The sequence below is a fragment of the Pseudomonas sp. NFACC04-2 genome, assembly GCF_900119265.1.
Classification (GTDB): Bacteria; Pseudomonadota; Gammaproteobacteria; order Pseudomonadales; family Pseudomonadaceae; genus Aquipseudomonas; species Aquipseudomonas fluorescens_AA.
In genome coordinates this window covers 294742-307789 of the sequence record NZ_FPJC01000003.1, presented here as the reverse complement: position 1 = coordinate 307789, position 13048 = coordinate 294742, and the positions used below count along the sequence as shown (strand labels likewise).

The following is a 13048-nucleotide window of genomic DNA, read 5'->3' as shown; positions in this document are numbered from 1 at the left end:
TTCTCTGATGAACCCCGTTCTCGTCCCCTCTCGTCGCGGTTTTCTCAAGTCTAGTGCGGTGCTCGGCAGTGGGCTGATCGTCGGCTTCTCGGTTCCCGGCGCCGAACGCCTGATGGCTCAGACCACAGACTCCGAATTCGCGCCCAATGCCTTTCTGCGGATCGCGCCGGACGACAGCATTACCATCCTGCTGGCTCACTCTGAAATGGGCCAGGGAATCTGGACCACGCTGACGATGCTCATCGCCGAAGAGCTGGATGCCGATTGGAGTCGACTCAAGGTCGAGCACGCGCCAGCGGCTGCGGCGTACGCCAGCCCTCAACGAGGGGTTCAGGCCACCGTTGGTTCATCCAGCATTCGCGAAGAGTTCGAACGCTACCGTCGGGCCGGTGCAATGGCCCGCACCCTGCTGATCCAGGCAGCGGCCATTCGCCTTGGGCAAGCGCCCAGTGCATTGCGTACCGAAAATGGTGTGGTCATCACCGGTAATACCCATCTGCGTTATGGCGAATTGGCCGAACAGGCCGCCCTCCTCCCGGCACCGGACCCAGCCACCCTCACCTTGAAAGAACCTGGTGCCTGGACGCTGATCGGCAAAGGCGCTTTGCGTCTGGACTCGCCAGAGAAAATCAGCGGACGTGCGCAGTACGGCATCGACGTTCAACTCGACGGTTTGCTGTGCGCGGTGGTAGCACGTGCGCCGATGTTAGGCGGCACTGTGCGTGCATTCGATGCGACCCAGGCCTGGGCACTTCCCGGCGTGCGCAACGTGGTCCAGGTCCCCAGCGGTATCGCGGTGATCGCTGATCACTACTGGGCGGCCAAGAGGGGTTGCGATGTGCTGCAGGTGGAATGGGAAGCTGCGAGCGGTGCCGTCATCCTCGACAGCGATCGGCAACGCGAGGATTTCGTCAAACTGACCCATACCCCCGGACTGGTCGCGACACAGAACGGTGACGTCGAGAAAGCCCGAGAGGCCGCGCATAAAGTGGTCGAGATGCAGTATTTCGTGCCCTACCTCGCACACGCCGCCATGGAGCCGTTGAACTGCACGGTGAGGCTCGGTGCCGATAGCTGCGACATCTGGGTGGGTAGCCAGATGCAAACCTTCAATCAACGAACTGCCGCAAAAATCACCGGCCTGGCTCCGGAACAGATACGCATCCACACCACCTTCCTGGGCGGTGGCTTCGGCAGACGCGCCGTGCAGGATTTCGTGGCGGAGGCCGTGCAGGTCGCCAAGGCCGCGGGAGTACCGGTGAAAACGCTCTGGAGTCGCGAAAACGATATGCAGGGCGGCTATTACCGCGCAGCCTTCGCGCAACGTCTCAGGGTTGGCCTGGATCGTGCCGGCCGACCGCTGTCCTGGTCGCAGACCAGTGCCGGACAGTCGATCTTCCCCGATGCCGAGGGCATTCACCCGACATCAATCGAAGGTATGAGCGACTCGCCCTATATCAAGCACACCCCTGCCTATCGAGTCGAAGCGCACTCGCCCCGCTCCAACGTTCCCGTGTGGTACTGGCGCTCGGTTGGACACAGCCATAATGCGTTTGTCATGGAAAGCGCGGTTGATGAGCTGGCGCACGCAGCCGGCCAAGATCCATTGGCTTATCGACGTCTGCTGCTCAAGACTGAACCCCGTCATCTTGGGGTGCTGAACCTCGCCGCCGAGCGCTTTGGCTGGGGACGTAAAGCAGCGGCTGGTCGAGGCCAGGGCATTGCCGTGCATCAGTCCTTCGGAAGTTTCTGCGCTCAGGCGGTGGAGATATCCATTGAGCATGACGAGATCCGTGTCCACCGTGTGGTCTGTGCGATCGACTGCGGAATCCCGATCAACCCGGACAACATCAAGGCGCAGATGGAAGGCGCTATCGTCTTCGGACTGAGCGCGGCGCTGTTCGGGCAGATAAGTATCAAGGAGGGGCGCGTCCAGCAGTCCAACTTCCACGATTATCGGGTACTGCGCATGAATGAGATGCCGCAGATTGAGGTGCATGTCCTCCCCAGCACCGAGGGCCCCGGCGGAGTGGGCGAACCTGCGACGCCCCCAGTGGCACCGGCGGTGGCCAACGCGCTGTTCGCCCTGACGGGCCAGCGCTTGCGCGAGTTGCCGTTACGCCTCTCAAGCCGTGCATAAGCAAACTCTGGAAGGTGCATATGTCAGGTATGAGTGACTCGCTGGCAGCGATCATCGCCGCCGAACGCAATGGTGATGATTCGGTGCTGACCAGCGTGGTCAAGGTTGAAGGTTCTGCGTATTGACGTCCCGATGCCGTCGATGAGCAGGCCCTGCTCTTTCTCAGGTCAAGGGCCCGAAGCGCTGGGTATATAACCCGCTCACCCACTCGACAAAGACCTTCAGCCGGGGGGAAAGCTGGCGATGATAAGGATACAGTACCGAGACCGGCAGTCCGGCGCTGGGCCAGTTGCCCAGGACCTCCACCAATTGCCCTGTTGCCAGGTATTGCTCCACGCGAAACCGCGGAACCTGGATCAGGCCACAACCGCTGAGTGCGCAGCTCCTGTAGCACTCAGCATCATTCACCGATATCCAGCTGCCCAGCTCCTGATCGACCACCTGGCCGTCGATGAGAAAACTGAAGGGATACCGAATGTCGTGATTACTGGCAAAAAAACCTACCGCCTGATGTTCGCCTAGCTGCTCGGGGGATGTCGGTGTGCCGTGCTCCGCCAGATAGCCGGGACTGGCACAAACGACTTCCGGCATCAACGCCAAGCGCTTGGCTACCAGCGACGAGTCGCGCGGGTTACCCGCACGTACTACGCAATCGACGCCTTCGCTCACCAAGTCCACCAGCCGATCACCACTACTGATCGCCAGGTTGATTTCGGGATAGCGCCGATGGAAGTCTTGGATGTTAGGCAAGATGATCTGGGTCGCATGCGAGCCGTGCAGATCCAGGCGCAACGTGCCACGTGGATTTGCCAATACCGTGCTGAGCGAAGACTCGGCATCTTCCAGATCCCCAAGAATACGCTTGCAACGCTCATAGAATGCCTGGCCGTCCAGCGTTGGCCGAACCTGCCGCGTCGTACGCTCGAGCAGGCGTGCACCGAGCTGTCGTTCCAGCTCCTTGATAGCCAGGGTAGCAGTGGCTCGTGGGATGTTCAGGGCATTGGCGGCACGGGTGAAGCTGCCCTGCTCGATGATTCGGATGAAGAGTTGCAAGGCGTCGAATTTGTCCACCGTGGAGCGCCCTATTGTTGGTAAGGGATAAATAGTCTTACCAGTTATTCCGCATTTATCCATCCTCTGGAAGCAATCAGAATTACTTTCGTGGCTTCGATGGTTTCTCCCGAGGCATGCCATGGCGGCGCATATGTCGTTTCGAATCCATCTTGTGAGAGGCAGCGATGAAGGCCAACCATTATCAAATCAGTAGTCCGACGTCTGGAGCGACGCAGTCATGAAGCGTTTTCTAGCGGAACAAGGCAGGTATCTACGTAGGCTGGGCGGAACGACACTTTCCACCGTCACAGCCTTTTTGTTCCTGGCCAGCCCGGTCTCTTCAGCGATCGAACCCTACAGGGGTATCGCTTACGACGAACGTGTGGATCCGTCGCTGCACAAACGCAAATCCACAGGCGTCAGTACGCAAGCGATCGCCGAGGCCACCACCCATCTGCTGGATGGCTTGAGCGCGACACAGAGACAGCAGGCGAGCTTCGCGGTGGACAGTGAACAATGGCGGGTATGGAGCAACTTCCACCGCTCCAATGAACGCCTTGGCCTGCGCCTGGGGGATCTGTCTGCAACCAGCCGCGCCAATGTCTTTGAGTTGCTGCGCCAGTCGCTTAGCGCCAAGGGACTGAAACTCAGCGAGGACATCATCAAGTTGAACCATGTGCTGGGCGTCATCACCGGCGACACCCATAGTTTCAACGAGGACGAGTATTACTTGGCGCTGTTCGGCCGCCCTTCGGATAACGAACCCTGGGGGTTTCAGTTCGAAGGACACCATCTGGTCATCAACTACTTCATTCTCGGCGATCAAGTGGTGATGAGTCCGACCTTCTGGGGCTCAGAGCCCATGTACAGTCCGCCTGACGCGGCACTACCGCCACGTTACCAAGGGTTGTCCGTGCTACAGGTTGAACGTAGCGGGGCCAAGGACTTTCTCGCCTCTCTGAACCCGGAGCAGGCCAAGAAGGCCCGCCTGCGCGGTTGGCAGTCGTTCATCTCTGGAGCCGGCAACGACAATGCCAAGGTTCCACAAGAAGGCATACGCGGCAACGAGTTGCAGGGCAGCCAGCGTCAGGCGCTGGCCGTCTTGATCGAAAACTTTGTCGGCAACTTGCGTGAAGGACACGCGGACATTGCCATGGATGAGGTCCGGGCGCATCTCGATGACACATGGTTTGTCGCCCGGGAGCGCGATGATGGTCGAATCTACTATCGGATTTTCAGCCCTGTGATCCTCATCGAATTCGACGAGATCCACGGCACGTTCACCGATCATCAGCATGTACATGCGGTAGTGCGCACGCCCAATGGCAACGACTATGGCCAGAGTCTGTTGCGCCAGCACCTGGAGCAGCATCCGCACTGAAAAAGGTCACTTTCCCCCGGACAGTCGAAGCCCGTTGCCTAGCTGTTTTTCGCGAAATGTCACACACAGCTCAACGGGCACAGCCCAGGTGCGCGAAATACTCAAAAATCTGCGCATATCCGGCCTGAACGGTTTATGGCACATGGAGTTTCCGATGGAGCCGTCCCCCCACATCATTGTTAATGCCGTCAGGTATGGCGAATAGGCTCGGGTCAGTATCCTCCAGGCCATGGAAGGTATCGACATCATCATCGAGGATGACGGGCCCGGTATCCCAAACCATCCCCGGGAACAAGTGTTCGCCCCGTTCTTCCGGTTGGAGGATTCCCGCAGTCGCGATACGGGAGGTATTGGCCTGGGCCTGTCCATCGCCCAGGCCATAGTGCGTCACCATGGAGGTGATATCAGCTTGAACAATCTGGATGCGGGCATGCGTGCCCTGATTAATCTTCCACTGACCCGTTAACCCCTTCTTCTTTTTCGAAGCACGGAGCAGTGCCTCAGCGCTTGCGCAAAATGTCGCCCAGGCTACCTTGTCGGTCACGGTCACAGCGCCCTACGCCAACCTTTTCGGCAGGCCTGTTGGAACAGGTGTCTGCCAATCAGCGATTGTTTATCCGAGATGAATAGTAATGGCAGTTTATGCGGATTTATCCACTGGCAAACAGCGACCCACAATACCAGGGCGGTGCGCGCTTCGTTGTAACAGCGATTCGACGCACTTGCACCAGCCCCCATTGAACAATGCCAGGACACCTTAGATGAAATCGACTCCTCACTCCTCAGATGCAGAACTGCAACCGAAGCTGCTGATCCCGGCCCTGGGCCCTTTTTATCAATGGGGCGAACCCCTCGCCTACGCGTTGCTGAGGTTATGCCTGGGCATCGTCATGCTGACCCATGGCCTGCCCAAGCTGTTGGGAACCTCACACGGCTCCATGGCCGACCCCATGGCGGGTTCGATCCGCTTGATCGAAAACATCTTGCATCTCCCTGCGCCCGAACTCTTCGGCCTGTTCGTCGCCTGGCTTGAAGGGCTCGGCGGATTGTTACTGGCGCTGGGGCTGGCAACCCGGGGACTCGCGGTGGCCATGGCCCTGCAGATGGCGGCAATCGCCTACATCCTTGGTCCGACCTGGCCCTGGATCGATCGCGGCATCGAGTACCCGGTCCTGATGGCGTTTCTCTTCATCTATATCGCCTTCAGGGGAGCCGGCCGCCACTCACTGGACCGCCTGCTCGGGCGCGAACTTTAAATCCTTCAGGGAATTTGCTGTCATGCCGCAATCTAGGATATCCAGGACCTTTTTCAGTTTATCTCTGACACTCGGCAGCCTGCTGACCCTGGGTCTTACTGGTTGTGGCCGGGTCAGTCTGCGCCAGCCGTGACCACCGGCTCTATCGACCTTTCGGTGAACAGCAGTCATCAGGGGGGAGATGAATGACTGATCCGTCCACACGATGGTTAAGTCCACCATAAACCTGTCCCCACCCTTGATGGCTCAAGGCTATCTGTCGATAATCACGCCTTCTAAAAAAGCACATAAGGATTTGCTGTGAAGAAGCTCTACCTGGCTCTACCGTTCTGCGCATTGCTGCTTCAGGGTTGCGGCGTGACCATGACCCGCTATGAACCCAATTTCCAGAACGTTCAGCAGCTCAAGAAAAATGAGCCCATGCAGTCCTTGCGCGAGACGCAGGTGAATGCTGATACGGGCCAAGGGTCGCTGATGGTGCGCCTGAACCCGATTTCTTCGCCCGTGGGCAGCGTTCCACTGCACATCCAGGCCGCGATCAACGATGAGCTGCGTCAGGCGGGTCTGTTGGATCCTCGTGCTGATCGGCAGTTGCAGGTTCAGTTGATCAAGAGCCAGCTCACCGCTGGCGTGGGCACTGGGCACGGCGAGCTGGCTGCACGCTTCACCCTGCGTAAAGGTGACCAGGTCCTGTACGAAACCACTAAAGACGTGCAACGTGAGTGGGACAGTAGCTTCTTCGGTCCGATCGCCATTCCGGCGGCGGCTAACAACTACAACCCTATGCTGCAAGATCTGCTCAAGAGCTTGTACAACGATCCACAGTTCACTCAAGCGTTGAAGTGATCAAAAAAAAGAGCCGCGACTGCGGCTCTTTTTCTATCGGTCTCAACCCCGTGGGATGTGGGTATCGACAGCGGAATATTTCATGCGGTTGTTGTCGACCCAATTTTTCAGCAGCGCATTGACCTGGCGATTGAAGGTGTCGGTGATGGCGGCCTTGGGCGTGTTACCTGCCAGCGGCAGGAACCAGATACCCATCCAAGTGTTGATCGCGTCATGATTGCTGGCCTTGCCCAACGGCTGGCCCTGGTCGTCCAAGGTTTCCAGGCTCATGGTGTATTGGTCGGTTGCCAACGCAGGAATGATGGTGAACGTGAAGCCACTGATGAACGCCAAGACCATTTGCCCACCGCCTGGCGCATGGTTGTAGACCTTCAGGCGAAGGTTGTAGTCGCCGGGTTGCTTCTGGAACTCGTCGAACACCACGCGCCCGAAAAGCCCTGATTCATCGAAGGTTCGCTTCAGATCGGGCTTGAGCATGTCACGGGCCTGAGGCACCTCGGTGGCTTTGGCATTGTCGGGTTCGCCCTGATAGAAATCGAAGTCGACATAGACGTTCGGCTTGTTCGAATAGCTGGCCATCGAAGGCAGATTCACGGGTGCGACTTCATCTTTGGTGAAACTGGCGCATCCACTGAGGCTCAAGGCCAAGGCAAGGCCTATGGCTTTTCCAAATTGCATATCGACTTCCTTGCTTAATGTATTGATGCCGCTCACAGAGAGGGGGGACGGATTCTAGCGACATTCGCTTAAAATCAAAAGGCCATCACTCTCTGCCCTCGCCCGCGTTTTTCCATTGACGAGGCTGAGGGATGAGCTGAGCGACTGCGTCTGGACTGATGGATAATTTGCCCGGACCCACTTCCTCAGCGGTCGTGACTTGAATCAACTGCTGCGCGTTGAAATTCCCTGTTTTAGGCCAGGCCACGCTATGCCTTGGGCGAACACTTAGATTCAGAAACGTCTGGCTAAATGTAGCTCATCGGCCCTCGCCAGCGGTGCTGGTTCTTGGAGCGAAGATCAGAATGGAGGCGTTTGGCTGTGTTCCTCCGCTTTCCATGTTGATATCACTGAGCCATTGGTGCGTAAATCCGAACTCGATAATTCCCCACACGAGATTGAGTATGGATGTGCTGCACACGCTGAAAAATGCCTACGTCAAAGAGCGCGAAGCTACAACGATGCGAAATCATTTCACCTTGCGCGGCTTCTTTTCACGCTTGTTTAACGCTGAGAAATACTGGGATGAACTGACCACTCAAGAAAGCCAACTGCTCGATCTCGGCGCGCAAACGCTTTCCGACATCATTGCCCGACAACCCAAAACCTCGGCCGAGTTGAAAACTTACCAACTGATTTTGAAAAACATCAACGCCAAGCTCACCGAGCGAGGAAACTTCCTTTTAGCTCTTGTCACACTCATCACTGCCTTCGGTTTGACCAAGACGGCCGGCATGTTCGATTGGGGCAATATGTCCACGGGTAACATCAAGCTGCTTGCCTCCAAAGACAGCCTGATGCTTCTAATTATCGCGGGTCTAACGATTGTGCTTGCAGTGAAAGATGCGCTGCGTGTGCGTAACAGGGCCGCGATACACGAGGAGTTAGTCAACGTAATCGAGCGGTATCTGCAAGGTACGCCTATCACTTTGACTCCACCCGCGCCCCTGCCGATTATCGAATCAAGCGGAGTGGAAAAACGCATCTTTGAAGCGATCTTCAATCAGAAAACCTATTCCGCTCTGTTTAAAGCTGGCACCGTGATGGTCGGCATCGCGCTAGTCGGTATGTCGCAAACCTCGCTGACCCTTTACGAAAAAGAGCTAGATGCCTATACCAGCAAATTCAAGATTGAGGCGACCACCCACCGGCCGCTGCAGCAAACGGATTGCAAGTTTCTTGGGGCGCTGGAAGCCGAGTGTTTTATGGCACAGCACAAGCTCAAGACTTCTGACAGTGCTGTAGATTTGCTTGGCACCGTAGTGAATACGGCCTTAGGAGGCGGATTAAGCTGTTTCTTAGCTGCAATGTTCGTCTTCATTTGCACGCCTTTCGTTCGCCAAACTACTACTGAATAAGCTGCTGCCAAGGCCAACGCGCCCTCACCCACAATTTGCCTTTAGCACGTAGAAAGCTTTCAGAGATCAACATTCCATGGAGCCGGGTCCGTGAGCTTGTATAGAACGGATGCGGCTCGCAATCACCCGCTAAACAGTCGGCACCCGACGTAACGAAGGTCGTTGGACAGGCATCTGCTGCCAAGCCAGCTGCGCCTGAACAATGGCGACCGCCTCCAGCACTTTATGCGCCCAGCCGTCATCTTCCGGATGCACCACGACAACACGAAAGCCATGGTCATTACCTTCAATCTGCACGCCCTCGGAATCATCGACGTGCAAGTCGATATCGAACGCCGGCGGATATTTCGAGGGTGCATTCGACAGCCCATGGACCGTTAGCGCTTGATTGTGCAGCACGCTGTTGACCACGCCGTCGACGCGGATGCCGTAGAGCAACAGCCAACGCCGGATGTAGGACGGCGTGCGACCGGACGATGTATAGACCCAGATGCTGCAATCCTGGCGGCGCAGCTCTTGGATCAGGGCGCGTGTCCCCCTGCGTAACGGCTCACCCAGCCAGCGATGAAGACAGGCCGGCAATCGGCTTTGTTCGATTTCACAGTGGTGGAGTTGGCAGGCGAGCGTGTCATCGATATCAAACGAAATTCGTATGCGCTGCCGCCTGGGCACCTGCATCGGGATGGCCCCGCGGATGGCCTGCCCTGCCCGGCTGCCGAAGGTTTTGCATTTGGCGAGCGCTGAATTCTCGTTCATCAATGGCCACCCTGAGAGATGGGCAAAGACTTGCCCTTGAGAAAAAACTTCATCGGGTCAGGCGCTTGTTCTTCTAGAAAGGCTGCGTATTTTTTCTTGATCTTGGGGAGTTCGTACAACGCCTTGACTCCATGTTTGGCAGAGTTGCGTATAACCGATGACGGGTTGAAGTAGCCCTTGGCGTTTTCCAGCGTCAACACGAAAGGCGGCAAGCCCGCGCGCATCAGCAGGTAGCTGACGATGAGCGACCCACTGCGGTTGTTCCCTTCAATGAACAACTGCGGCTTGCTGAGAATGCGCACATAGACGCCAGCCGCCCGCTTCCAGACGGATTCGCTGCGGTACGCGCAATACCAATTGAACAAGTCCTTGATGCCTCCCTCAACGTTGTTGAAGAAATGCGCCTCGGTCGCTGCCAGGTGTTGTGCGTACTCCAAGCGGCGCGTCGGGTCTCGGCCACAAAGTACCGTAGCGTTGATCTCGAGCATCAGGTTCAGGTGTTGAAGGTCAAACAGATCGACGCCGCGGGCAACATAGTCGTCAATCAACGCGTAGCCTTCAAGTACGTTGTGCAGCACTTCGTCAGTCAAGGGGTCGCGTGGCTCCGTGAAGTGCCGGCTGAGCTCGGCGAAGCGGTGTTGCACTTCGCGCAGTGCATGTTCAATCGCAGGCAAATCAAGGCGATGCGTAGCAGGCATTGGTGCTCCTTGGAAGCGCTTGGTAAATGTCTACCGGATGCCCGCCAAATCCATTTGGCTTCTGCAGGTATGCGGCCTTGACCGGAGGTATGGTTAGCTGAACTTGCCGCTGATGTAGTCACCGGTCATCTGTTCACGTGGGTTGTCGAAAATCTGCGTCGTCGGGCCCATTTCAACCAGATAGCCAGTACGCGTGCCTTGGGAAATATCCACCGAGAAGAACGCAGTGGTGTCAGCAACACGGATGGCTTGCTGCATGTTGTGGGTGACCAGCGCGATGGTGTAATCCTTCTTCAACTCGACCATCAATTCCTCGACCCGCCGGGTAGCGATCGGGTCGAGTGCCGAACACGGCTCATCCAGTAGCAGGACTTCCGGCTCGGTGGCGATGGCGCGGGCGATGCACAGTCGTTGTTGCTGGCCGCCGGAGAGCGACAGGCCGCTGACCTTGAGCTTGTCCTTGACTTCATCCCACAGGGCGGCGCCTTGCAGCGCATGCTTGACCCGATCGCCTATATCGCCTTTGTAGCGGTTGAGGCGCAGGCCAAACGCGACGTTGTCGAAGATGCTCATCGAGAACGGGTTCGGCTGTTGGAACACCATGCCGATGTAACGGCGCACGACCACCGGATCAACGCCCTTGCCATAGACATCCTGCCCAAGGAAATGCACGTGGCCCTCGAAACGGAAACCTTTTACCAGATCGTTCATCCGGTTAAGACTGCGCAGCACGGTACTCTTGCCGCAGCCGGATGGCCCGATGAAACCGGTGATCTTGTTTTTCTCGATCGGTACATGGCTGTCACGTACCGCCATGAAGTTGCCGTAGAAAATCTTGTCCAGTTTGCAGTCCATGACTACAGGCGCCTGGGTGACAAACGGAGCGGCTATTTGCGCAGTGGATACGTTCAAGATCAGATGCTCCCGTTCTTAATACTTGGGCTTGCCGAAAATACGGCTGATGATATTTACGACTAGCACGATCATCACCAGCACCAGTGAGGCCGCCCATGCGAGCTCGAGCTGGTTGTCGAACGGCATGCCGGAGAAGTTGTAGATCAGCACGGCAAGCGATGCCGTCGGGTTCATGACCTCGAGGCTGCCTTGGTGGTAGATCCAGTAGTTGCTGAACAGTGCGGTAAACAACAGCGGCGCTGTTTCGCCCGCGGCACGTGCCACCGCCAGCATGACGCCGGTCAGGATCGCCGGCATGCCGGTGGGCAAGACGATTTTCCAGATCACCTGCGAGCGGGTGCAGCCCATGCCATAGGCGGCATCCTTCATGATCTTGGGCACCATCCGCATCGACTCTTCCGCCGTCAGCACGACGATAGGCAGCATCAGGACTGCCAGCGCCACGCCACCTGCCGGAGCCGAGTAAGTGCCGGTGGTCATCACCACCAGGGCATAAGCAAACACCCCGGCCAGAATCGAAGGCAGCCCCGTGAGCATCTTGGCGGCAAAGCGCGCCGCGTTCGCCAGCTTGCTGTCCGGCCCCAGTTCAGCCAGGAAAATCGCCGCCATGATGCCGACCGGCACCGCAATTGCCGCCGCGATACCCACCATCACAAAGGTACCGGCCATTGCGTTGCCGAAGCCCCCGCCCATCTCGAAGCCAGTCGGCGGCAGTTCGGTGAACACTTCCAGGTTCAGGCGAGCGCCGCCTCGGGTGATCAGCATGTAGAGCACGGAAATCAACGGTACGCTGGCCAGCAGCGCCCCGCCCCAGACCAGGGTGGTCAAGATCAGGCTGCGCAGGGCGCGGCCCTCGAACTTGCGTTGCAGGCTGGGCATCGCGCCTGCTGGAGCCGTCAAGTCTGTTGCAGCAGTCAGGTCGGTCATCACTTATTACCCCGTTGGGCGTACATCATGATCAAGGAGCCAAAGACGTTCACGATCAACGTGATCAACATCAGCACCAGTGCGGCATACATCAACACCTCGATCTCGTTCGGCCCGGCTTCGGGGAAGTTCAGAGCCAGCAAGGCCGCCAGGGTGTTGGCCGGTGCGAACAGCGAAAGGGAAATGTTATTCGCGTTGCCTACCAGCATGGCCAGCGCCATCGTTTCACCCAACGCGCGTCCCAATCCCAGTACCAAAGAACCGAAGATGCCCGTCGCGGCCGACGGCACCATCACCTTGAGAATCGCTTCCCAGTGGGTGGTCCCCATGCCGTAGGCGGCCTGCTTGGTTTTCATCGGTACGCCCGTGAGCGCATCCTGCGAAACAGCGGCAATGGTCGGAAGAATCATGATGGCGAGCACCAGCGCCGCAGGAAGCAGCCCCGGCCCGCTCAAGGATGTGCCGAAAAATGGTATCCAGCCGAGTTCGCTGTTCAACCAGGTCGTCAGTGGCCGAATCGCCGGGATCACTACGTAGATCCCCCACAGGCCGTAGACGACGCTGGGGATGGCCGCGAGTAATTCGACAATGGTTCGGAAAATGGCGGCGAGCTTGGGAGGCAGGAAGTCCTGGGTCAGGAAAATCGCCATGCTGACGCCGAAAAAGCCCGCGATCAGCAATGCGATGAAGGCACTGTAGAGCGTGCCCCAGATTGCCGGCAGGATGCCGTATTTACCCTGGTTAACGTCCCAGACGGTGCCGAGGAGCACATCAAATCCGTGCTTTTCCATGCCAGGCAGGGCTTTGCGTCCCACTTCGAATACGAGGGCAAATACCAACGCCAGCACCAGGACCACCCCAATACGCGCAAGCGCACGAAAGGTGCGATCAACCAGAAAGTCCTTCGCAGACGGTGGCTGGCAGGCGGAGTCTGGATTCACCGGTACGACAAAGGGTTTGTTCATTGGGTAAGTCCGGAACAGGGGGAAAGCTCTCCCGGC

At 57.6% G+C, this 13048-nt stretch carries 13 protein-coding genes; 6 read left to right on the top strand and 7 right to left on the bottom strand.

Features of this window, described 5'->3' with window-relative positions:
- The first annotated feature begins 7 nt into the window (after positions 1-7).
- The gene (locus BT125_RS05865) at positions 8-2140 is read left to right on the top strand and encodes a xanthine dehydrogenase family protein molybdopterin-binding subunit (RefSeq protein WP_072405608.1); all 2133 of its coding nucleotides are present in this window, start codon (positions 8-10) and stop codon (positions 2138-2140) included.
- Between the two features lie 162 nt (positions 2141-2302).
- Here the strand turns inward: BT125_RS05865 and BT125_RS05860 are convergent, their stop codons facing one another.
- Positions 2303-3211, bottom strand: coding sequence for a LysR family transcriptional regulator (locus BT125_RS05860; RefSeq protein ID WP_072405607.1), 909 nt, complete (start codon positions 3209-3211; stop codon positions 2303-2305).
- Between the two features lie 220 nt (positions 3212-3431).
- On the opposite strand from BT125_RS05860, the gene BT125_RS05855 reads away from it, so the two are divergent.
- The 4 genes from BT125_RS05855 (at position 3432) to BT125_RS05840 (ending at position 6676) form a co-directional block, all read left to right on the top strand.
- The gene (locus BT125_RS05855) at positions 3432-4574 is read left to right on the top strand and encodes a DUF3500 domain-containing protein (RefSeq protein ID WP_072405606.1); all 1143 of its coding nucleotides are present in this window, start codon (positions 3432-3434) and stop codon (positions 4572-4574) included.
- Positions 4575-4803: 229 nt separating this feature from the next.
- On the top strand, positions 4804-5040 hold the full coding sequence (locus tag BT125_RS29960; RefSeq protein WP_072405605.1) for an ATP-binding protein: 237 nt from the start codon (positions 4804-4806) through the stop codon (positions 5038-5040).
- A gap of 295 nt (positions 5041-5335) precedes the next feature.
- The gene (locus BT125_RS05845; protein WP_072405604.1) at positions 5336-5830 is read left to right on the top strand and encodes a DoxX family protein; all 495 of its coding nucleotides are present in this window, start codon (positions 5336-5338) and stop codon (positions 5828-5830) included.
- 300 nt (positions 5831-6130) lie between these two features.
- Positions 6131-6676 carry a hypothetical protein gene (locus BT125_RS05840; RefSeq protein ID WP_072405603.1) on the top strand — a complete coding sequence of 182 codons (546 nt, stop codon included), beginning with the start codon at positions 6131-6133 and terminating at the stop codon, positions 6674-6676.
- A 42-nt stretch (positions 6677-6718) separates the two neighbouring features.
- Here the strand turns inward: BT125_RS05840 and BT125_RS05835 are convergent, their stop codons facing one another.
- The gene (locus BT125_RS05835; protein WP_072405602.1) at positions 6719-7354 is read right to left on the bottom strand and encodes a hypothetical protein; all 636 of its coding nucleotides are present in this window, start codon (positions 7352-7354) and stop codon (positions 6719-6721) included.
- Positions 7355-7797: 443 nt separating this feature from the next.
- Between BT125_RS05835 and BT125_RS05830 the strand changes: the two genes are divergently transcribed.
- Complete coding sequence (locus BT125_RS05830; RefSeq protein ID WP_072405601.1) at positions 7798-8751, top strand: hypothetical protein; 954 nt, start codon at positions 7798-7800, stop codon at positions 8749-8751.
- Positions 8752-8880: 129 nt separating this feature from the next.
- Here the strand turns inward: BT125_RS05830 and BT125_RS05825 are convergent, their stop codons facing one another.
- The 5 genes from BT125_RS05825 to pstC form a co-directional block, all read right to left on the bottom strand.
- Positions 8881-9507 carry a hypothetical protein gene (locus BT125_RS05825; protein WP_371857790.1) on the bottom strand — a complete coding sequence of 209 codons (627 nt, stop codon included), beginning with the start codon at positions 9505-9507 and terminating at the stop codon, positions 8881-8883.
- Positions 9507-10205, bottom strand: coding sequence for a hypothetical protein (locus BT125_RS05820; protein WP_072405600.1), 699 nt, complete (start codon positions 10203-10205; stop codon positions 9507-9509). Before BT125_RS05820 ends, BT125_RS05825 begins: the two co-directional genes overlap by 1 nt.
- A gap of 93 nt (positions 10206-10298) precedes the next feature.
- On the bottom strand, positions 10299-11060 hold the full coding sequence (gene pstB, locus BT125_RS05815; protein ID WP_025214260.1) for a phosphate ABC transporter ATP-binding protein PstB: 762 nt from the start codon (positions 11058-11060) through the stop codon (positions 10299-10301).
- A 75-nt stretch (positions 11061-11135) separates the two neighbouring features.
- On the bottom strand, positions 11136-12047 hold the full coding sequence (pstA, locus tag BT125_RS05810) for a phosphate ABC transporter permease PstA (protein ID WP_060742349.1): 912 nt from the start codon (positions 12045-12047) through the stop codon (positions 11136-11138).
- Positions 12047-13012, bottom strand: a complete 966-nt coding sequence (gene pstC, locus BT125_RS05805; protein ID WP_072405598.1) for a phosphate ABC transporter permease subunit PstC — start codon at positions 13010-13012, stop codon at positions 12047-12049. The genes pstA and pstC overlap by 1 nt, the downstream gene beginning before the upstream one ends.
- Positions 13013-13048: the final 36 nt, after the last annotated feature.

Excerpts from the sequence above, each read along its gene's own strand:
- BT125_RS05845 (WP_072405604.1), top strand. The coding sequence starts at position 5,336 with ATGAAATCGACTCCTCACTCCTCAGATGCAGAACTGCAACCGAAGCTG.
- pstA (WP_060742349.1), bottom strand. The coding sequence starts at position 12,047 with ATGACCGACCTGACTGCTGCAACAGACTTGACGGCTCCAGCAGGCGCG.
- pstB (WP_025214260.1), bottom strand. The coding sequence starts at position 11,060 with ATGGACTGCAAACTGGACAAGATTTTCTACGGCAACTTCATGGCGGTA.
- BT125_RS05825 (WP_371857790.1), bottom strand. The coding sequence starts at position 9,507 with ATGAACGAGAATTCAGCGCTCGCCAAATGCAAAACCTTCGGCAGCCGG.
- BT125_RS05830 (WP_072405601.1), top strand. The coding sequence starts at position 7,798 with ATGGATGTGCTGCACACGCTGAAAAATGCCTACGTCAAAGAGCGCGAA.
- pstC (WP_072405598.1), bottom strand. The coding sequence starts at position 13,012 with ATGAACAAACCCTTTGTCGTACCGGTGAATCCAGACTCCGCCTGCCAG.
- BT125_RS05855 (WP_072405606.1), top strand. The coding sequence starts at position 3,432 with ATGAAGCGTTTTCTAGCGGAACAAGGCAGGTATCTACGTAGGCTGGGC.
- BT125_RS05835 (WP_072405602.1), bottom strand. The coding sequence starts at position 7,354 with ATGCAATTTGGAAAAGCCATAGGCCTTGCCTTGGCCTTGAGCCTCAGT.
- BT125_RS29960 (WP_072405605.1), top strand. The coding sequence starts at position 4,804 with ATGGAAGGTATCGACATCATCATCGAGGATGACGGGCCCGGTATCCCA.
- BT125_RS05820 (WP_072405600.1), bottom strand. The coding sequence starts at position 10,205 with ATGCCTGCTACGCATCGCCTTGATTTGCCTGCGATTGAACATGCACTG.
- BT125_RS05865 (WP_072405608.1), top strand. The coding sequence starts at position 8 with ATGAACCCCGTTCTCGTCCCCTCTCGTCGCGGTTTTCTCAAGTCTAGT.